The sequence below is a fragment of the Streptomyces sp. CA-251247 genome (assembly GCF_050952975.1).
Classification (GTDB): domain Bacteria; phylum Actinomycetota; class Actinomycetes; order Streptomycetales; family Streptomycetaceae; genus Streptomyces; species Streptomyces achmelvichensis.
In genome coordinates this window covers 2,639,450-2,658,671 of record NZ_CP191861.1, presented here as the reverse complement: position 1 = coordinate 2,658,671, position 19,222 = coordinate 2,639,450, and the positions used below count along the sequence as shown (strand labels likewise).

13 protein-coding genes and 3 tRNA genes are annotated in these 19,222 nt (G+C 70.9%); 8 read left to right on the top strand and 8 right to left on the bottom strand.

Annotated features, from left to right (window positions below; genetic code table 11):
* Positions 1 to 13: 13 nt before the first annotated feature.
* Together dnaG and ACQPWZ_RS11665 are read left to right on the top strand one after the other, a co-directional pair.
* Positions 14 to 1,915 (top strand): DNA primase, encoded by a 1,902-nt coding sequence (gene dnaG / locus ACQPWZ_RS11670; protein ID WP_433571288.1) that lies wholly within the window; start codon positions 14 to 16, stop codon positions 1,913 to 1,915.
* A gap of 142 nt (positions 1,916 to 2,057) precedes the next feature.
* Positions 2,058 to 3,314, top strand: a complete 1,257-nt coding sequence (locus ACQPWZ_RS11665) for an RNA polymerase sigma factor (protein ID WP_383234332.1) — start codon at positions 2,058 to 2,060, stop codon at positions 3,312 to 3,314.
* Between the two features lie 37 nt (positions 3,315 to 3,351).
* Here the strand turns inward: ACQPWZ_RS11665 and ACQPWZ_RS11660 are convergent, their stop codons facing one another.
* The 4 genes from ACQPWZ_RS11660 to ACQPWZ_RS11645 all read right to left on the bottom strand — a co-directional run bounded on the left by ACQPWZ_RS11660 (position 3,352) and on the right by ACQPWZ_RS11645 (position 8,885).
* Positions 3,352 to 5,283, bottom strand: a complete 1,932-nt coding sequence (locus tag ACQPWZ_RS11660) for an ABC transporter ATP-binding protein (RefSeq protein ID WP_340472983.1) — start codon at positions 5,281 to 5,283, stop codon at positions 3,352 to 3,354.
* Complete coding sequence (locus tag ACQPWZ_RS11655) at positions 5,280 to 7,013, bottom strand: ABC transporter ATP-binding protein (protein ID WP_340477832.1); 1,734 nt, start codon at positions 7,011 to 7,013, stop codon at positions 5,280 to 5,282. Before ACQPWZ_RS11655 ends, ACQPWZ_RS11660 begins: the two co-directional genes overlap by 4 nt.
* Before the next feature lie 90 nt (positions 7,014 to 7,103).
* Positions 7,104 to 8,549 (bottom strand): FGGY family carbohydrate kinase, encoded by a 1,446-nt coding sequence (locus ACQPWZ_RS11650; protein ID WP_340472982.1) that lies wholly within the window; start codon positions 8,547 to 8,549, stop codon positions 7,104 to 7,106.
* 36 nt (positions 8,550 to 8,585) lie between these two features.
* Positions 8,586 to 8,885 (bottom strand): YtxH domain-containing protein, encoded by a 300-nt coding sequence (locus ACQPWZ_RS11645; RefSeq protein WP_327684383.1) that lies wholly within the window; start codon positions 8,883 to 8,885, stop codon positions 8,586 to 8,588.
* Positions 8,886 to 9,058: 173 nt separating this feature from the next.
* On the opposite strand from ACQPWZ_RS11645, the gene ACQPWZ_RS11640 reads away from it, so the two are divergent.
* The 4 genes from ACQPWZ_RS11640 (at position 9,059) to ACQPWZ_RS11625 (ending at position 10,402) form a co-directional block, all read left to right on the top strand.
* A tRNA-Asn gene (locus ACQPWZ_RS11640) sits at positions 9,059 to 9,131 on the top strand.
* Between the two features lie 5 nt (positions 9,132 to 9,136).
* Positions 9,137 to 9,209, top strand: a tRNA-Asn gene (locus ACQPWZ_RS11635).
* Positions 9,210 to 9,400: 191 nt separating this feature from the next.
* A tRNA-Ile gene (locus ACQPWZ_RS11630) sits at positions 9,401 to 9,474 on the top strand.
* Between the two features lie 91 nt (positions 9,475 to 9,565).
* Positions 9,566 to 10,402 (top strand): hypothetical protein, encoded by an 837-nt coding sequence (locus ACQPWZ_RS11625; RefSeq protein WP_433571287.1) that lies wholly within the window; start codon positions 9,566 to 9,568, stop codon positions 10,400 to 10,402.
* 91 nt (positions 10,403 to 10,493) lie between these two features.
* Here ACQPWZ_RS11625 and ACQPWZ_RS11620 read toward each other — a convergent pair whose 3' ends face one another.
* Entirely contained in the window at positions 10,494 to 10,931 is a 438-nt protein-coding gene (locus ACQPWZ_RS11620) for an SRPBCC family protein (protein ID WP_356705913.1), read from the bottom strand.
* A 1,005-nt stretch (positions 10,932 to 11,936) separates the two neighbouring features.
* Here ACQPWZ_RS11620 and ACQPWZ_RS11615 point away from each other — a divergent pair.
* Positions 11,937 to 13,862, top strand: coding sequence for an RICIN domain-containing protein (locus ACQPWZ_RS11615; RefSeq protein WP_433571286.1), 1,926 nt, complete (start codon positions 11,937 to 11,939; stop codon positions 13,860 to 13,862).
* 169 nt (positions 13,863 to 14,031) lie between these two features.
* On the opposite strand, the gene ACQPWZ_RS11610 is transcribed toward ACQPWZ_RS11615, so the two are convergent.
* Positions 14,032 to 14,820 carry a VOC family protein gene (locus ACQPWZ_RS11610; protein ID WP_433571285.1) on the bottom strand — a complete coding sequence of 263 codons (789 nt, stop codon included), beginning with the start codon at positions 14,818 to 14,820 and terminating at the stop codon, positions 14,032 to 14,034.
* Positions 14,821 to 14,961: 141 nt separating this feature from the next.
* Between ACQPWZ_RS11610 and ACQPWZ_RS11605 the strand changes: the two genes are divergently transcribed.
* On the top strand, positions 14,962 to 16,221 hold the full coding sequence (locus ACQPWZ_RS11605) for an MFS transporter (protein ID WP_383243494.1): 1,260 nt from the start codon (positions 14,962 to 14,964) through the stop codon (positions 16,219 to 16,221).
* 26 nt (positions 16,222 to 16,247) lie between these two features.
* Here ACQPWZ_RS11605 and ACQPWZ_RS11600 read toward each other — a convergent pair whose 3' ends face one another.
* Together ACQPWZ_RS11600 and ACQPWZ_RS11595 are read right to left on the bottom strand one after the other, a co-directional pair.
* Positions 16,248 to 17,732 carry a carboxyl transferase domain-containing protein gene (locus ACQPWZ_RS11600; RefSeq protein WP_433571284.1) on the bottom strand — a complete coding sequence of 495 codons (1,485 nt, stop codon included), beginning with the start codon at positions 17,730 to 17,732 and terminating at the stop codon, positions 16,248 to 16,250.
* Positions 17,725 to 19,161 (bottom strand): acyl-CoA synthetase, encoded by a 1,437-nt coding sequence (locus ACQPWZ_RS11595; RefSeq protein WP_356705918.1) that lies wholly within the window; start codon positions 19,159 to 19,161, stop codon positions 17,725 to 17,727. The genes ACQPWZ_RS11600 and ACQPWZ_RS11595 overlap by 8 nt, the downstream gene beginning before the upstream one ends.
* Positions 19,162 to 19,222 lie beyond the last annotated feature (61 nt).

Below are 19,222 nucleotides of genomic sequence, written 5' to 3'. Positions count from 1 at the left end.
GTAGACTTCACGCGTGGCAGGCAGGATCAACGATGACGACGTGAAGGCGGTGCGGGACGCCGTCCCGATCGACGCCGTCGTGTCCGAGTACCTCCAGCTGCGCAATGCGGGCGGCGGCAATCTCAAGGGCCTCTGCCCCTTCCACGACGAGAAGTCCCCCTCCTTCCAGGTCAGCCCGAGCAAGGGCCTGTTCCACTGCTTCGGCTGCCAGGAGGGCGGCGACACCATCGCCTTCGTGATGAAGATCGACCATCTCACCTTCTCGGAGACGGTCGAGCGGCTCGCCGCGACGGCGGGCATCACCCTGCGCTACGAGGAGGGCGGGTACAACCCGAGCCACCAGCGGGGCGAGCGGATCCGGCTGGTGGAGGCGCACAAGATCGCGGCGCAGTTCTACATCGAGCAGCTGGAGAACAGCCCCGAGGCGGAGACCGGCCGTGCCTTCCTCGCCGAACGCGGCTTCGACCAGGGCGCCGCCCAGCACTTCGGCGTCGGCTACAGCCCGCAGGGCTGGGACCACCTCACCCGCTTTCTGCGCGGCAAGGGCTTCAGCGACAAGGAGCTGATCCTCTCCGGCCTCTCCCAGGACGGCCGCCGCGGCCCCATCGACCGCTTCCGCGGCCGGCTGATGTGGCCCATCCGCGAGATCTCCGGCGACGTCGTGGGCTTCGGCGCCCGCAAGCTGTACGAGAGCGACAACGGCCCGAAGTACCTCAACACCCCCGAGACGGGGATCTACAAGAAGTCCCAGGTGCTGTACGGCATCGATCTGGCCAAGAAGGAGATCGCCAAGGCCAGCCGCGCGGTCGTCGTCGAGGGCTACACCGATGTGATGGCCTGCCATCTCGCGGGTGTGACCACCGCGATCGCGACCTGTGGCACGGCGTTCGGCGGCGACCACATCAAGATCCTGCGCCGGCTGCTGATGGACAATGCCACCGCCGAGGTGATCTTCACCTTCGACGGGGACGCGGCAGGTCAGAAGGCCGCGCTGCGCGCCTTCGAGGACGACCAGAAGTTCGCCGCCGAGACGTCGATCGCGATCACCCCGGGCGGGATGGACCCCTGCGAGCTGCGGCTCGCGCAGGGCGACGACGCGGTGCAGAAGCTGGTCGAGACCCGCACCCCGCTCTTCGAGTTCGCGATCCGCCAGGTCGTGCTGCGCCACAACCTGGAGACCCCGGCCGGCCGCGCCGCCGCGCTCGACGAGGCCGCGCCGATCGTCGCGGGCATCAAGAACGTCGCGATCCAGCACGAGTCGGCCGTGCAGCTCGCCGGCATCGTCGGCATTCTCGACACCCAGTTCGTCGTCAAGCGCGTGGCCCAGCTGGCCCGTTGGGCCCGTGACCGCGGCGGCCGCGGCCCGGCCCCCACGCGCCCCTCCGCCCGGCAGCAGGAGCCCCAGGCCCCCGCGGTCCCGTCCGGGCCGGCGCTCAACCTCCGCAGCCCGGCCCACCGCACCGAGCGGGAACTGCTCAAGCTGGCGCTCCAGCACCCGGGCCTGGTGTCCCCGGCGTTCGACGCGTACGGCGTGGACGAGTTCACCGCTCCTCCGTACGCGGCGGTCCGCCAGACCATCGCCGAGGCGGGCGGCGCGGACCAGGGCACGCAGGACAATTCCGGCTATATCGCCCGCGTCCGCGACGCCGCCGCCAACGACACGGTGCGTGCGCTGGTCACCGAACTGGCCGTCGAGGCCGTGCACTCGAAGATCGTCGACGAGACGTATGCGGGGGTCCAGCTCGTCTCGGTCCGGCTGCGCGCCGTGGACCGCCGCATCAGCGAGGTGCAGGGCACGCTCGCGCGCCTCGGCCAGCACGCCGACCCCGAGCAGCACACCGCCGTGGCGAACGAACTCTGGGTCCTGCAGCAGTACGCCCGCTCCTTGCGCAACCGCGGCGCCGACGCCCTCTAGGCCGTGGCCCCAGGGCCTGCCGCGGACCGGCCGGCGCAAGCCCTCGGACGCCGTCCCCGTAACCGCCCGGTCACGCACGGGACTCAAAAAGTCGTCGCACGCCCCTCGTGGCAGCTGTGTGTCGTACCCCACACTGGGGGCGGTGCCTGAGTCCTCGGAGCGCGGCCGGTCCACACCGAGTGGGCCGCACGACCCCGCGGATCCGCTCAACGTGTACGGGACGGAAAGCGGCCCGGCCGCCCCCGTCCCGCTGCCGTACGCCCCCGATCCGGCAGCGATCACCCTGGAGGTCGCCCCCGTGCAGACCCAGACCCTGACCGAGACCGAGGCTGCCGCCGACGTCTCCGCGCAGGTCCCCGCCCAGAGCCTGCCCGCACACCATCCCGAGGCCGTTCCCGAAACGGTCACGGAGACCGTCGTCGAGGACGCAGTGGAAGTACCCGACCCGCCCGAACCCGTCCGCGCCGCCCGAGCAGACTCCGGCGGGCCGTCCTCCGACCTGTTCCGCCAGTATCTGCGGGAGATCGGCAGGATCCCGCTGCTCACGGCGGTCGAGGAGGTGGAGCTCGCGCGGCGGGTCGAAGCGGGCCTGTTCGCCGAGGAGCGGCTCGCGGGCACCCCCGACATCGACGACTCCCAGCTCGCCGTCGACCTCGACAAACTGGTCGTGATGGGCCGGATGGCCAAGCGCCGGCTGATCGAGGCGAATCTGCGGCTCGTCGTCTCGGTCGCCAAGCGCTACGTCGGCCGCGGGCTGACCATGCTCGACCTGGTCCAGGAGGGAAACCTCGGCCTGATCAGGGCGGTCGAGAAGTTCGACTACGCCCGCGGCTACAAGTTCTCGACGTACGCGACCTGGTGGATCCGGCAGGCCATGTCCCGCGCGCTGGCCGACCAGGCCCGCACCATCCGCGTCCCGGTGCATGTCGTCGAACTGATCAACCGTGTCGTGCGGGTCCAGCGCCGGATGCTCCAGGAGCGCGGCTACGAACCCACCGCCGAAGAGGTCGCCGCCCAGCTCGACCTGGCGCCCGAGCGGGTCGGCGAGGTGCTGCGGCTCGCCCAGGAACCGGTCTCGCTGCACGCGCCGGTGGGGGAGGAGGACGACGTCGCCCTCGGCGACCTCATCGAGGACGGCGACGCCGCGTCCCCCGTGGAGTCCGCCGCGTTCCTGCTGCTGCGCGAACACCTCGAAGCGGTGCTCTCCACCCTCGGTGAGCGCGAACGCAAGGTCGTGCAGCTGAGGTACGGCCTGGTCGACGGCCGGCCGCGCACGCTCGAGGAGATCGGCCGGATCTTCGGCGTGACCCGCGAACGCATCCGCCAGATCGAGTCCAAGACCCTCAACAAACTGCGCGACCACGCCTTCGCCGACCAGCTCCGCGGCTACCTGGACTGACACCCCGGACCTCCGGGCAGCCGCGGGGCTCCCGCTCTCACTCCACCTCGACGACCGCCTGCGCGAACTGCGCCGAATACAGCCGCGCATAGGCGCCCTCTGCCGCCAACAGGCCGTCGTGCGTGCCCTGTTCGACGATCGACCCGTTCTCCATCACCAGGATCACGTCCGCGTCCCTGATGGTGGAGAGCCGGTGGGCGATCACAAAGCTCGTACGGCCGTGGGCGAGGCGCGCCATCGCCTTCTGGATCAGGACCTCCGTACGGGTGTCGACCGAACTCGTCGCCTCGTCGAGCACCAGGATCACCGGGTCGGACAGGAACGCCCGCGCGATGGTGATCAGCTGCTTCTCGCCCGCGCTCACACCCGCGCCCTCGGCCCCGTCGTCGCCGAGCACCGTGTCGTAGCCCTCGGGCAGCGTACGGATGAAGCGGTCGGCGTGCGCGGCGCGCGCGGCCTCCTCGATCTCCGTCCGCGTCACGTCCCGGGCGGCGCCGTAGGCGATGTTGTCCGCGATGGTGCCGCCGAACAGCCAGGTGTCCTGGAGCACCATGCCGATACCGGACCGCAGTTCCTCCCGCGACATGTCCGCTATGTCGACGCCGTCGAGGCTGATCCGCCCCGCCGTCACCTCGTAGAACCGCATCAGCAGATTGACCAGTGTGGTCTTGCCGGCGCCGGTCGGGCCGACGATCGCGACCGTGTGGCCCGGCTCCACCGTCAGCGACAGATCCTCGATGAGCGGCTTGTCCGGGTCGTAGCGGAAGGCGACCTTCTCCAGGGCGACCCGGCCGAGGCGCGGCTCCGGGCGTCCGGCGGACGGTGCGTCGGCCTCCTGCTCCTCGGCGTCCAGCAACTCGAAGATCCGCTCGGCGGACGCGACACCCGACTGGATCAGGTTCGCCATGGAGGCGACCTGGGTCAGCGGCATCGAGAACTGCCGGGAGTACTGGATGAAGGCCTGCACATCACCGATCGACAGGGCGCCGGACGCGACCCGCAGTCCGCCGACGACCGCCACGAGCACATAGTTGAGGTTCGAGACGAAGAACATCAGCGGCTGCATCACACCGCTGTTGAACTGCGCCTTGAAGCCGGCCTCGTACAGGGCGTCGTTCTGCTCGGCGAAGTCCCTGGCCGACTCCTCCTGCCGTCCGAAGACCTTCACCAGTGCGTGGCCGGTGTACATCTCCTCGATGTGGGCGTTGAGCGTGCCGGTGGACTTCCACTGCTGCACGAAGTGCGGCTGCGACCGCTTGCCCACCTTCGTCGCCACGAACACCGACACCGGGACGGTCACGAGGGCGACCAGCGCCAGCAGCGGCGAGATCCAGAACATCATCGCCAGCACACCGACGATGGTCAGCAGCGAGTTGACGAGCTGGCCCATCGACTGCTGAAGGGTCTGCGAGATGTTGTCGATGTCATTGGTGGCCCGGCTCAGCACCTCGCCGCGCTTGGCCCGGTCGAAGTACGACAGCGGCAGCCGGGACAGCTTGGCCTGGACGTCCTCACGCATCCGGTACACGGCCCGGTTGATCACCCGGATCGAGAGCCGGGTGGAGACCAGGGCCAGCAGCCCGGAGATCACGTACAGCGCGAGCGCCACCAGCAGCACATGACCGACAGCGGTGAAGTCGATGCCCTCACCGGGGGTGAAGTCCACCCCGGACAGCATGTCCGCGAGCCCGCCCTGGTCCTTGTCCCGCAGACCGTCGATCGCCTGGGACTTGGTGGTCCCCTCCGGCATGCCCCGGCCGACGACACCCGCGAAGACGAGGTCGGTCGCCCGGCCCAGCACCAGCGGCCCGACCACCGAGAACGCGACGCTCAGCACACCCGCCGCGAGCATCACCCACAGCAGCTTCCGATCGGGCGCGAGTCGCTTCAGCAGCCGCTTTCCCGAGCCCTTGAAGTTCATGGACCGCTCGACCGGGCCCATCATCATGCGTCCACCCGGCCCGCTCATGCGGCTTCAGCCTCCGTCAGCTGCGAGAGCACGATCTCCCGGTAGGTCTCGTTTCCTGCCATCAGCTCGCGGTGGGTCCCCGCCCCCACGACCTGCCCCTCGTCCAGGACCACGATCCGGTCCGCGTCACGGATGGTGGACACCCGCTGGGCGACGATGACGACCGTCGCCTCCGAGGTCTCGAGCGACAGCGCGGAGCGCAGCGCCGCGTCGGTCGCGTAGTCCAGCGCCGAGAACGAGTCGTCGAACAGATAGATCTCCGGGCGCTGCACCAGCGTCCGGGCGATCGCGAGCCGCTGGCGCTGACCGCCGGAGACGTTCGTGCCGCCCTGCGCGATCGGTGCGTCGAGCCCGCCCTCCAGTTCGCGCACGAAGTCGGCGGCCTGCGCGACCTCCAGTGCCTGCCACAGGTCCTCGTCGCCGGCGTCGGGCTTTCCGTACCGCAGGTTCGTCGCCACCGTGCCGGAGAAGAGGAACGGCTTCTGCGGTACGAGTCCCACGGTCCGGGCCATCAGTGCCGGTTCGAGTTCGCGGACGTCCACCCCGTCGACGAGCACCTCGCCGCCGGTCGCGTCGAACAGCCGCGGCACCAGCCCGAGCAGCGTCGACTTCCCACTGCCGGTGGAGCCGATGATCGCGGTCGTCTCGCCCGGCCGCGCCGACAGCGAGACATCACGCAGCACCGGCTCCTCGGCCCCGGGGTAGCGGAACTCGGCGCCGCGTACCTCCAGATACCCCCGCCGGTGCAGCTGCCGCACCGGCGCGGTGGGCGGCACCACACTCGACTCCGTCGCCAGGACCTCGTCGATCCGCTCGGCACAGACCTCGGCGCGCGGCACCATCATGAACATGAAGGTGGCCATCATCACGGCCATCACGATCTGCATGAGATATGCGAGGAACGCGGTCAGCGCGCCGATCTGGATGGCGCCGCTGTCGACGCGGTGCGCACCGAACCAGACCACGGCGACGGACGAGACGTTCACGACCGTCAGGACGGTCGGGAACATCAAGGCCATCAGCCGGCCGGTGGCCAGCGACACATCGGTCAGCTCCGTGTTCGCCCCGCGGAAGCGGTCCTTCTCGTAGCCGTCCCGGACGAAGGCGCGGATCACGCGGTTGCCGGTGATCTGCTCCCGCAGCACCCGGTTCACCGTGTCCAGCCGCTCCTGCATGGTGCGGAACAGCGGCCGCATCTTCTTGACGATCAGCGACACGGCGATACCGAGCACCGGCACCACCGCCAGCAGCACCGTGGACAGGGTCACGTCCTGGCCGAGCGCCAGCACGATGCCGCCGACGCACATGATGGGAGCCGACACCATCAGGGTGAACGCCATCAGGACCAGCATCTGCACCTGCTGGACGTCGTTGGTCGTCCGTGTGATCAGCGACGGTGCCCCGAAGCGCCCCACCTCGCGGGCGGAGAAGCTCTGCACCCGGTCGAAGACGGCCGCCCGCACGTCCCGTCCGAGGGCGGAAGCGGTCCGGGCCCCGTAGTAGACGGCACCGATGTTGCAGACGACCTGCACGAGGCTGATGCCGATCATGAGTGCGCCGAGCCGCAGAATGTAGCCCGTGTCACCCTTCACGACACCGTTGTCGATGATGTCGGCGTTGAGGGTGGGCAGATACAGAGTGGCGCTGGTCTGCAGCAACTGCAGCGCCACCAGCAGGGCGATGGGTCGTGTGTACGGACTCAGATGGGTCCGCAGCAGTCGTATCAGCACGCGCTGTCTCTCGGGCTCGGCAAGATCGGGGGTCACCCCATCTTGCGGCACTCCACCCCCCGAACCCCACGGGTTTGATTCAAAGCAGGGTCAAGATGTCGGGCCGAAGGCTCCGGGGTGCAACTGCTCCCGCGTCGCGCTGTACTGCTGGCGCACCGCCTGACCCACCGCCAGGTCGTCGCCCGGCTCGAAGAGCTGCGCCGCGGCGTCCTGCCAGACCGGCGGGGACGCGGGGGACAGCATCCCCTGCGAGGCCCCGAGCGCCCAGGCCGCCTGCCGTGCCGCGCCGAGCGCCGCGTAGTCGGCGGGCTGCGGCACGACCACCTGGGCGCCGAAGATCCCGGGGGCCGCGGACTGCACGGCCGGCAGCCCGGCGCTCGCACCCAGCAGAAAGACCCGGCGCACCTCGACGCCGCGGGCACGCAGGACGTCCATCGCGTCGGCGAGCGAGCAGAGCATGCCCTCGAAGGACGCCCGCGCCAGATGCTCGGGCCGCATCGACTCCCGGCGCAGACCGGTCAGGGTGCCCGCGGTGTGCGGCAGTTGGGGGGTCCGCTCGCCCTCCAGATACGGCAGCAGGACCAGCCCGGAGGAGCCGGGCGTGGACTTCATGGCCAGCGCGGAGAGTTCCTCGAGGCCGTCGAGCCCCAGCAGCTCGGCGGTGCCGCGCAGCGCCCGCACGGCGTTGGAGGTGTGCACCACCGGCAGATGCATACCGGTCGCGTCCGCGTACGACGTGATCATTCCGCTGGGGTCGGCCAGTGCCTCGTGGTGCACGGCCATCACGGAGCCGGAGGCCCCGAGCGAGACCACCGCGTCGCCGACGCCGACGCCGAGACCGAAGGCGGCGGCCATCGTCTCGCCGGTGCCGGCGGAGATCAGCAGACCCTCGGGAGTGGTGCCCGCGGCTTCGGCCGGGCCGAGCACCTCGGGGAGCGCGCACTGATGGCCGAGAGCCAGCTCCACCAGGTCGGGACGGTAGGAACCGGTGCCCGCCGACCAGTACCCGGTGCCGGAGGCGCCACCGCGGTCGGTGGTCCGGCGGACCGGCCGGCCGAGCAGCTGCCACACCAGCCAGTCGTGCGGCTGGAGCACCGCGGCCACCCGCTGGGCTGCCTCGGGTTCGGAGCGCGCCATCCAGCGCAGCTTCGCCACCGGGTGAGCGGCCTGCGGCACCGAGCCGACCGCCTCGGCCCAGGGCTGCCGTCCGCCGAGCGCGTCGATCAGATCCGCCGCGGCGACCTGCGCGCGCTTGTCGTTGCCGAGGAGCGCGGGCCGGACGAGTCCGCCCTGACGGTCCAGCGGGACCATGCCGTGCTGCTGCGCGGAGACGCCGATGGCCTGCACACCTTCGAGCAGGCCACCGGCCGCCGCCTCGCCGAGCGAGAGCAGCCACGCCTGCGGATCGGCCTCGGTGGCTTTGGGCTCCACCGGGTGCGGGGCATAGCCCTGCCGCAACACGGCACCCGTGTCCGCGTCACAGACGACGATGCGGGTGAATGCAGACGAACTGTCCAGACCGGCGACTATCCCCATGGGGAAAGATTCTGCCGCACATGTGGAGCGGCGGCGTCACGTGTTGGTCGTTCCCCATTCGTCCTCCCTGCCGGAGCTGCGCTCCCGCAGGGACCTGACCCGCTCGGAAACCGAGTCCGGCATCCGGTCCCCGACCTTGTCGCTCACCGCGTGGAAGGCCTTGCCGGCCACCTCGCGGCCGCCCAGCGCCGCTGACTCCGCGGCGTTGCGCACGGCGGGGTTCTGCGACAGCTGGCGCATGGACTTCTTCAGCTGCTCGTAGCGCTCACGGCCGGCACGTGTGCCGATCACATAGCCGACAGCCAGTCCGACGACGAACGTGACCTTGTACCGCATGTCTGCCACCCTTCCCTTACGTCGGTGCTGGGCGCCTACCCGTGATCGCCCCTGATCACCCGGGGGCATACCGATTGGCGGAGCACCCCCCTGCTTGCGCTAATGTATGTGTCGCAGCGAGCGCACGCCCTCCGGGACGCCCGGGTTGGGTACGTTCGGTGCACACGCAGCAATCCCCTGTAGCTCAATTGGCAGAGCAGCCGGCTGTTAACCGGCAGGTTACTGGTTCGAGTCCAGTCGGGGGAGCGCGATCCCCTGTAGCTCAATTGGCAGAGCATTCGGCTGTTAACCGGAGGGTTGCTGGTTCGAGTCCAGCCGGGGGAGCAGATACCGGAACAGGACCCCCTCGAGGGGTCCTTTTTCGTGTCCCCGGCGGCTGATCGACAGCTCCTGGAACCGGGCAGCACGCAGCACAGTCCTCATGATTGGGCGTTGCCGACCATCCGAGGCAGGAGATCGTATGAGCGGCTATGCTGCGGCAGACGGCGCGCACATTTGTGCGCGACGCGCCGTTAGGGGCGGTAGCTCAGCCGGTTAGAGCAGCGGACTCATAATCCGTCGGCCGTGGGTTCGAGTCCCACCCGCCCCACCGAACACCGCAGGTGCAGGAACGTTCTCACCTGCTGTCCTGCCGGTCGATCCCAGAGGATCTTTCCCCATCACGGGGCTAAGGTCGGCGGGTGAGCCGAACCGAGGAGCACGTCGAGGGTGCGGGGCCGTTCACCACCCGCCTGACCTGGCGCCTGTTGGACGGCGGCACCGCGGTCTGGGAATCGCGTCCGGCACGCAAGCGCGGTCTGCTCACCGTACGGGCCGCGGGCGAGCAGGAGGGCCGTTCCAGAAGAGCGGACCGTGTGTCCGTCGGCCGCTTGCGCAGGCTGAATGCCCTTGCCGCGGGTGCTTTCACCGTCGGTGGCGCCCTTTTCGCCCTCGGGGCGGGGATCGCCCAGTTCGGCCCGGCCGACGCGATGGGCGCCTGGGTCTACTTCGTCGGCGGGCTGTTCTTCACCACCGGCGGCTACGCCTCACTGCTCCAGGCGATCAACGCTCCCCGCCGGGACAGCCGGGCCGGTGCGCTGGCCGCACAGCGCTGGACATGGTGGAGCTACGAGCCCCAGCGGATCGATTGGCTCAGCACCTTCCTGCTCTTCGTGGGAACGCTCGTGTTCGATATCAACCTGCTGAACTCTCTGCTGCAAGGGCTCTCGGTCCACCAGGTGAACAGGCTGATCTGGGCCCCCGACATGGTCGGGTGCATCCTGTTCCTGATCTCGGGGCACCTTGCCCTGGCCGAGGTCTGCCATGGCCGGCTCGGCGTCCGTCCCCGGGACCTCGGGTGGTGGATCGTCGCCATCAACCAGTTCGGATCCGTCCTCTTCCTGGTGTCGGCGCTGGCTGCCTTCACGCATCCCTCGACGGGAAGCGTGGTGAACATCGTCGTCGCCAACTGGGGAACGCTCACGGGAGCGGCGTGCTTCTTCGTCGGAGGCGTGGTGCAGTTCTTCGAGCGTCCCTGACCGGCACAGCACCTGCGTGCCGGGCCTTCGGCCGTCGCGACTGTGTGGGTGGAACCACTCGCCCATGGGTCCGCACGTCCTGCCGGGCAGCTCACTGCCAGCTGTCGGAACCGGGATTCCCGCCCGCCGCCAGCGTCGCGAGCCGGTCCACGTAGTGCGCCCACCCCTCCTTGTGCGCGACGCATGCCTCGGGGGTGGGCAGGCCGCTGTGGACCAGGCGGAGCAGGGTGCCTTCGGGCACCGGTTCGAGCGTGATGTCGACCGTCGAGGAGCCGGGTGGGATGGACAGTGAGCCCTCGGTCCAGCCCCAGGTGAAGACGAGCCGTTCGGGCGGGTCGATCTCGACGAAGCGGCCCTCGGCGACGTTGTCGCCGGCGATGTTCGTCCGGTAGGCACCGCCCGGCTCGAAGCTGAACCGGCCGTCCTTGCCCATCCAGAGCAGCCACTTGTTCCGGTCGGTGAAGAAGGAGAACACCGTCTCGGGCCGGGCGGCGATGGGTCGTTCCAGGGTGACCACGTCAGTACTCACGGCCTCGCCCCTTCGGACGTGTCGGACATGTGCCGTCTTGACGCAGCGTAACGAGGCCTCGGCCCCCGGGCACCTTCGGACGGCCGGGGCGGTCACGCCTCCCCGCCCTTGGGGCGTCCTCCAGGAATGGTGGCATTTGCCAGAAAAAGGGAGATCATGCCTTGTGGGTGCAGGGTTCTGCTGCCCAATGTGGCGCACATGCAGTTCCGCACCATCGGCCGGGCGGCCCGTCATCGACGGCCGGGACCCGGCCGCGGTCTCGATCGAGGTCGCCCGGAGCGACGCCGCCGAGGTGGGCGTCCCCTCCGCGTCGGCTATCGGGCGACATCGCCGTCCGGGTCGGCATTCCGTGCACCCGGAAATGCCGGGCGGCCGTCCCCGGAACGTGGGGCCCGGCACGGCCCCGGAAATCACCGCGACAGGCAGCCATTTGCGCATTCTCGTCACTTCTTCTCGGGCCCCGGACCCGGTGGCGGAGATCACCCCCGGGCGGCCGCCGAACTCGGGGCCGGCGGACGGCACTTCCGTTTGAACAAGCGTCAAGGCGGCCGCGGCAGTCGTCGTCACTTTGTGACCCTCTCCGATCTGCCGAGCCACATCCCAACCGCCTTGAGTTCGCCCGAACGGCCAGTAGTACCAAGGCAGTTGGCGGGAAGCCGACGTGTTGTCGGTATTCGACAACTCGATGCTCGAACGAGAGGACCGCTGCACTCTTGTCGTCGGGGAAGCAGTCAACTCCGCGCAAGACCGGAGCAGTTCTTTTCATTGCCGTCGAGGCCTGAATGGCCGCGGTTCGGGAACTCTTGTTCAGCGCCCGGCGGTTGTGCCAAGGTGAGCTTCCTCACGTCCGAACATGGCAACTTTTGTTCAACCGTTCGAATGGACTGCGGTACAGACCAAGTAGGCGCGCACCACCTTTCACCAACCGGAATCCCCGGCCGATTACGGGCCGGGGACGGCACTGCTCAACCCCCCACCGCATTGCCCTGGATGGAAAGACGTCTCATGCAGAAGCCCCGCACTCAGGGTCCCGTCCCACCTGCCCGCACCGGTCTCGACCCCGGGGACTCCGACGAAGGCCTCGCGTCCGCGCTGCGTACCGGCGACGGCGATGCCGAGACCCGCACGGTGGCCGTGCTGCTCGCGAGGCACTGGCAACCCGTCTTCGACTACACCTCGATCGGCACCCCGTCGGCCAAAGCGGCGTCCATGCTGGCCACGGCGGCATTCACCAAGGTGCTCGACAATCTGCGGCACGCGCGTACGACCGCCGCTCTGCGGCCCCTTCTGCTGCTCACGGCACGGCAGACCGCCAAGGCGTGGGCGGCCGACGAGCGGGTCACCGCACTGCCCGAACTCCGGAATCCCGAGACGGGCCGCACCGTCCCGGTCGACATGTTCACTCTGGCCGAAAACCGGGCCCTGGTCGCCAGGTCTTTCCAGGCAATGCCCGGCCCCGCCCAATGTCTCCTGTGGCATGTCGAGGTGGAGGCCGAGGGCATATCCGTACCGGCTGGTTTGCTGGCAACAGATGCGCGTACCGCGGCCGGGCAGCTCGATCAGGCGCGGGAAATCTTCCGGGTGGGCATCCTGCGGTCCCATCTCGAACTCGCGCAGGACAAGGAATGCCGCCACTACAACCGGCTGCTCGATGTATCCCTGCGCCGCGGCGGCACTCTGATACCCGACATCCAGGCGCACCTGGCCACATGCCGGCACTGCCGATTCGCCGCCGAACAGCTCGACCACGGCGGCGGCCGGATCGCCCTTCTGCTGGCCGAGGGACTGCTCGGCTGGGCCGCCCAGCCCTATCTCGATTCCCGGCCCGCCCGGAACAACGCCCGCTACCAGGCCCGGGCGGCCGCCGTGCACGGCCCGGTACGCGGCCCCGGCCGGCACTCGCGCGGCGGACACGCCCGCACCCTGTTCCCCCTCACCTTCCGGGGCCGCCGGATCACCCTGCCGCAGCGCGGCCGGGGCGCCGTCCTCACCGGGCTCGGCGTCGTCGCCGGTCTTCTCGTCGTCGCGACCCTCGTCACCCAGCTGTGGGCGGACGACGGCAGCACCGCGGGTCCGCCGGCCCCGAGCGGCTCCGTCTCCGCGCCCCCCGCACCGGGAGGCCAGGCCCCGACCGCCCCCGGCCCGCAGCCGTCGACGACCTCGGCCGCCCACCCGACCGGGCCCTTCAGCACACGGCTGCGCAACACCGTGGCCGGGCTGTGCCTCGACATCCGCGACCGCCGCGCACAGTTCGGCACGGAGGCCACGATGGCCGCCTGCACCACCTCGGTCACCCAGCAGTGGGTCTACGAGAACGACGGCCTGCTGCGCAGCGGTGCGGCCCTCGAACTGTGCCTGAACTCCCACGAGCTCGACGGTGTGCTCGTGCTCGGCTCCTGTCCCGAGACCTCGGCGCCCGACGCGTCCGACGTCCGGTACGACCTGACCATCCAGGGCCATGTGGTCCCCCGCTGGAACGAGTCGCTTGCGGTCGTCCCGAGCTCCGCCGAGGCGGGGGCACCGGTCGTGGTCAAGGTCCGCGACGGTTCGGCGGCGCAGCAGTGGGCGACGGACAACGTTGCCGTCGGCACGCCCAGGATGCGCCCGAGCGCCGACGCCCCGAACACGCAGGAGGTCAACGGGCCCACGGGGCGCGGCCGTTCGTCCTCGCCCGCGGACGGCGAGCAGCACACCTCCGAAGGGCGGACGCGCCAGGACGTGCCGGACGCCGATCTGCGCAGTGTCAGCGACGACGGGGGAGCGGCGGCGCCGGACGGCACCGCCCAGGACGTGCCCCTCCCGGACCTGGAGCCCGCTCTCCATCAGGTGCCCGCCGCCGTGGGCGGCCTCGTCGAAGCGGTGGACCGCGACCTTCTCGAACCGGCCGGATCCCTCCTCCGTACGGAGGAGGCCACTCCTGCCGGCGGATGACGAGCGACGGGCCCCGGCCGGGCAGAGTGGTTCCCGCAGGTACCGGGGGAATGCGCGAGCCGGGGCCCCACCTCGGGGGCGGGGTCCCGGCTCGCGCATCCACACGGACTGATGACCCTCGCGCGACGGCCGCTGCGTGACGGCGGCCGGACGGCCAGAGCCGGTCCGGTCAGGAGAACGTGGGCATCTCACCCTTGGCGTTCTGAAGGTCGATGACCGAGAACACCGCGCCCTGCGGGTCCGCGACCGTCGCCGAGCGGCCGAAGGGGCTGTCCATCGGTTCGCTCAGCAGCCGTCCGCCGAGTTTGACCGCGGTGGTCACCGCCGTGTCGCAGTCGGACACGGCGAAGTAGACGTTCGCGAACGGCGGCAGTCCGTCGGACGCGTCCTCCTCCGTCTTCTGCCGCCCCGCCACCGGATCACCGCCGATGCTCCAGAGATGGAAGTCCACGTCGTCGACGTCCATGCGCTGGACCTCGAAGGGAAAGACGGACGGGAAGAAGGAGTCCGCCTTGCGCGCGTCACGGGTGTGGACGTCGACCCAGGCATAGGCGCCGGGCTCCCCGGTCTTCTCGAAGCCCTCATGGGCGGCCGCCTGCCAGGCGCTGAAGAACACTCCGCTCGGGTCCTGGGCGCTCACCATGGTGCCGAACCCGCCGACCTCCATGGGCTCCATCATCAGGGTGCCGCCGTACTCCCGGATCCTCGCGGCGGTCGCGGCCGCGTCCGGGGTGGCGAAGTAGAGGTTCCAGGCCGCGGGGCTGTCCATGCCCGGCATCTGCGGGGAGAGCGCGGCCACCGCCTTCCCGTCCGAGTAGGCCTGGGTGTAGTTGCCGTACTCCTCCTGGCCCTCGCCGAAGGTCCAGCCGAGGAGCTCGGCATAGAAGCTCTTCGCGGCCTCCAGATCGAGGAACATCGCGTCCGCCCAGCAGGGCGTGCCTTCCGGTCGTACGGCCATGGGGTCCCAGCCTCCCGGTCGAAGGGCGTGATGGCCCTCACGCTATTCGTCCCCGCGGACCCCCGCGCGCCGAACCGCGAACGGAACGCCTCCCCAAAAAATGTAAGGGGCCAGCCGGGCCGCGGTCATAGACTTCCCGCCATGCCGCAGACCAGCCCCGCCCCTTCCGTGCGCCCGCGAATACTCGCCGACCTCACCCCGCTGCGCACCTCCGTCCACTACCGGCGGCTCTGGTTCGGCAACACGATCTCCTGGATCGGACAGGGGATGACCACCCTCGCGATCTCGCTCCAGGTGTACGACATCACCCGCTCCACGTTCGCGGTGGGTCTGGTCGGACTGTGCTCGCTCGTGCCGCTGCTGGCCTTCGGGCTGTACGGCGGCGCGATCGCGGACACCGTGGACCGGCGCCGGCTCGGCCTCATCAGCGCGAGCGGTTCCGCGGTGCTGTCGGCGGCGCTGGCCGCCGCGGCCTTCGCGGACTTCCACCATGTCTGGTTCCTGTACGGCGTGGTCGCGTTCCAGTCCGTGTGCGCCGCCGTCAACTCCCCGGCGCGCAGCGCGATGATCCCCCGGCTGCTGCCGGTCGAGCAGTTGCCCGCGGCCAACGCCCTCACCTCGATGACCATGACGTCCGGGACACTCGTCGGCCCGATGCTCGGCGGGCTCGTCGTCGGGTTCGCCGGCTACCAGACCGCGTACGCCATCGACGCCGTCGCCTTCTCCGCGTCCCTGTACGCGATGTGGCGACTGCCGTCGATGCTGCCGGACCGTGCCGAGGGCGCGAAGAAGGCCTCCGTCCTGGAGGGGCTGCGGTTTCTGGCGACCCGGCCGAATCTGCGGATGACGTTCTTCTCCGACTTCTGCGCCATGATCCTGGCCCATCCGCGCGCGCTGTTCCCCGCCGTCGCCGTCATCTGGTACGACGGCGACGCCCGCACCGCCGGCCTGCTGGTCGCGGCCCCGGCCCTCGGCGCGGTGCTCGGCGGGGTGTTCTCCGGATGGCAGGGGCGGATCCGGCGGCAGGGGCTCGCGATCCTGCTGGCCGTCGGGGCCTGGGGCGCGGCCATCGCGGTCTTCGGGCTCACCCGCAATCTGTGGCTCGGGCTGCTCTTCCTCGGCCTCGCCGGTTTCGCGGACGCCATCTCGATGGCGTTCCGCAGCACCATGCTCCAGGCCGCCGTGCCCGACGAGTTGCGCGGCCGGCTCCAGGGTGTGTTCCTCGTGGTGGTCGTGGGCGGGCCGCGGCTCGGCGACTTCCTCGCGGGCAGCGCCGCGGATCTCACCTCGCCGTCGGTGACGGTGACCGGCGGCGGGATCGCCTGTGTGCTGGCCGTCTCGCTGCTGGCACTGCGCTGGCGCGGCTTCGCCCGGTACGACGCACGGGACCCCCAGCCGTAGGGCCACCCCGGCTTGAGAGCGGGGCTTCACTCCTGCGGGGCGACGATCCCGCGGACGACGCCGAGTTCGACCAGGTCCTGCGGGCGCAGCCGCAACTGGTCGGCGGTCCCGGGCACCTGCTCGGGCCGGCGCTTGAGGATCGCGGCGGCGAGCTCGGGTGCGATGACGGAGAAGTAACTGTCGGGCGTGGCCCAGGTGTTGCCGGGCGCGGCCAGCGCGAGGGCGCCGCCCGAACCGCCTTCACCGACGAGGAGGCTGGTGACCGGCGTCCGGGCGCCGGCGACCGCGGCGAACAGCTCGGCGATGGCGGCGCCCGCGCCGGAGCGCTCGGCCGCGGCGTCGTTGGCGGCGCCGGGTGTGTCGATGAGGGTGAGCACGGGGAGCCCGAGCCGGCCGGCCATGTGCACGATGCGTGCGGCGGTGCGGTAGCCGGCCGGAAGGGTGGCGGTGCCGCACTGCGCGACAAAGGCGACGGCCCGCCCGTCGTGCATCCCGACCCCGCAGAGCATCCCGGGGTCGACCCCGCCGCACCGGTCGCCGCTGAGGGTCCTGCGCCGGCCGAAGTACGCGTCGAGATAGGCCCGGGCGTGGGGCCGCCCCGGTGCGCGAGCCTGGGTGACGGCGTCCCATCCGGTGCGGGGGAGGGACGGCGCGCCGAGCGCGAAGGGGGGAGGCACGGGGCCGGACCCGGAGGCCGCGCCCTCCGCCTCTGCTCTCCCGCTGTCGCCGAGAGGTTCCACCGTGCCCGAGTGGTCCTCGCCTGCGCCGTCGAAGCGGGTGCCGCTGTCCCCGCCGGTCGCGTCGAAGCGGGTACGGGTGTCCCCGGCAGCCGCAGCCGCCCAGAACGACACCGCCTCCCGCAGGTCCTCCGGTGCCACGATCTCGTCGATCTGGCCCGCGGCCAGCTGTGCCTCCGCCGTATACGCCGACGGGTCCGCGTCCAAGGGCCGGACACGGGAGCCCGCGAAGCCGACCTGGGCCGACGGGAGGGCCAGGATCACATCCGCCCCCGCGCCCAGCGTCGCCCAGCCGCCGCCCGTCGTCGGGTCGCGCAGGACCGCGATCTGCGCCACTCCCGCGTCGCGCAGCCGCACCGACGCGGCCGCCACCCGCTGGAGCTGGGTCAGCGCGATCATGCCCTCCTGCATCCGGCTGCCGCCCGTCGCGATCAGCGACACCAGCGGCCGGCCCAGCTCGCGGGCCCTGTCGTACGCCGCCTCCAGCCGGTCGCCGGCCCGGCTGCTCAACGAGCCGCCGAGGAAGCCGAATTCGAAGGAGATCACCACACACGCACGGTCGCCCACCGTCGCGTCGCCGTACACCACGGACTCGGTCGACCCCGTGCGCCGGGCCGCCGCCGCGCGCTGGGCGCCGTACCCCTCCCAGCCGATCGGACCGTCCGGTGCGTGCTGCTGCTCGTCGAGCGCGCCCTGTCGTTCGACCGGCACCGTCTCGGTGAAGTCGTCGCATATCAGCGCGATCGCCGCCCGTGCGCTCAACCGGTCAGCCATGCAGCGCCCGCTTCATGATCTTGCCCATGTCGTTGCGCGGCAGCGCGTCGAGGAAGCGGACCGTCCGGGGCCTCTTGTGCGGAGCGAGCTGGGCCGCCACATGGTCCGCCAACTCGCCCTCGGTCGGCGGCGACTGGCTGTCCACCGGCACGATCCAGGCCACCACCCGCTCGCCCAGATCGGCGTCGGCCTCGCCGGTGACGGCGGCCTCGCGGACGCCCGGGTGCTCCAGCAGCGCGTTCTCGATCTCGCCGGCGCCGATCTTGTAGCCGCCGCTCTTGATCAGGTCCGTGGCCCTGCGGCCGACGATCCGCACATACCCGTCCGGGTCGCGCACCGCCATGTCCCCGGTGCGGAACCAGTCGCCGTCGAAGGCCGCCGCCGTGGCGTCCGGCCGGTTCAGATACTCCGTGAACAGGTTCTCCCCGCGCACCTGGATCTCGCCGATGGTGGCGCCGTCGTACGTCGTGACCGGCGTGCCGTCCTCCTCGACGAGCCGCAGTTCCACGCCCCGCAGCGGCACCCCGACGGAACCCGGCCGCGGCTCGCCGTCGACCCGGACGCTCGTGTTCATCAGGGTCTCGGTCATGCCGTACCGCTCGATCACCGGGCGCCCCGTCGCCGTACGGATGCGTGTCTGATCGTGCACGGGCAGCGCCGCCGAGCCGGACACCAGCAGCCGCGCGCCCGCCAGCGCCTTCGCCAACTCCCGGTCCTCGTCCAGTGATTCGGCCAGCCGGTGGTACATCGTCGGCACCCCGAACAGCATCGTGCCGCCGTCCGTCAGCTCACGGATGACGCCCTCCACCGAGAACCGGCCCAGGTGGCGCACCTGTCCGCCCCGGCGCAGCGGGCCGAGGATGCCGAGGATCAGCCCGTGCACATGGAACAGCGGCAGCCCGTGCACCAGCACATCGGCGTCCGTCCACTCCCAGGCGTCCTCCAGGGCGTCCAGGCTCGCCGCGATCGCCCGGCGCGGGAGCACGGCGCCCTTGGGCGCGCCGGTGGTCCCCGAGGTGTAGACGATCAGGGCCGGATCGGCCGGGGACGGCACCGCGGGCGGCGGGCCCGCGTCACCCGTCACCGGGATGTCGATGCGCTGCAACCGGTCCAGCCCGTCCGGCAGTTGCTCTCCCGCGGCCGCGAGGACGGCCGCCGGTTCGCTGTCCGCGAGGATGTGAGCCAGCTCGCGCTCTCCCGTCCTCGGGTTCAGCGGCACGACGGGCACCCCGGCCAGCAGTGCGGCCACCACTCCCACCGCCGTCTCCAGCGTCGGCGTGGCCCACAGCGCGAGCCGGGACGCCCCGCCGATCCGTACGGCGAGCGATCCCGCCGCGCCGAAGAGTTCCCCGTACGTCAGACCGCGGTCGCCGAAGTGCAGGGCGGGCCGGTCCGAACCGGCGGTCAGCGCCGGGAAGAGGTCAGTCACTCGTCGTCCTCCGTCTGATGCAGCGTGTCTGTGCCGCGCCGTGCCGCGTGCTGTCCTGACG

Bases quoted from the DNA above. Each gene is read 5' to 3' on its own strand.
- ACQPWZ_RS11660 (WP_340472983.1), bottom strand. From the start codon at position 5,283: ATGAGCGGGCCGGGTGGACGCATGATGATGGGCCCGGTCGAGCGGTCC.
- ACQPWZ_RS11650 (WP_340472982.1), bottom strand. From the start codon at position 8,549: ATGGGGATAGTCGCCGGTCTGGACAGTTCGTCTGCATTCACCCGCATC.
- ACQPWZ_RS11645 (WP_327684383.1), bottom strand. From the start codon at position 8,885: ATGCGGTACAAGGTCACGTTCGTCGTCGGACTGGCTGTCGGCTATGTG.
- ACQPWZ_RS11615 (WP_433571286.1), top strand. From the start codon at position 11,937: ATGCAGAAGCCCCGCACTCAGGGTCCCGTCCCACCTGCCCGCACCGGT.
- ACQPWZ_RS11610 (WP_433571285.1), bottom strand. From the start codon at position 14,820: ATGGCCGTACGACCGGAAGGCACGCCCTGCTGGGCGGACGCGATGTTC.
- ACQPWZ_RS11605 (WP_383243494.1), top strand. From the start codon at position 14,962: ATGCCGCAGACCAGCCCCGCCCCTTCCGTGCGCCCGCGAATACTCGCC.
- ACQPWZ_RS11600 (WP_433571284.1), bottom strand. From the start codon at position 17,732: ATGGCTGACCGGTTGAGCGCACGGGCGGCGATCGCGCTGATATGCGAC.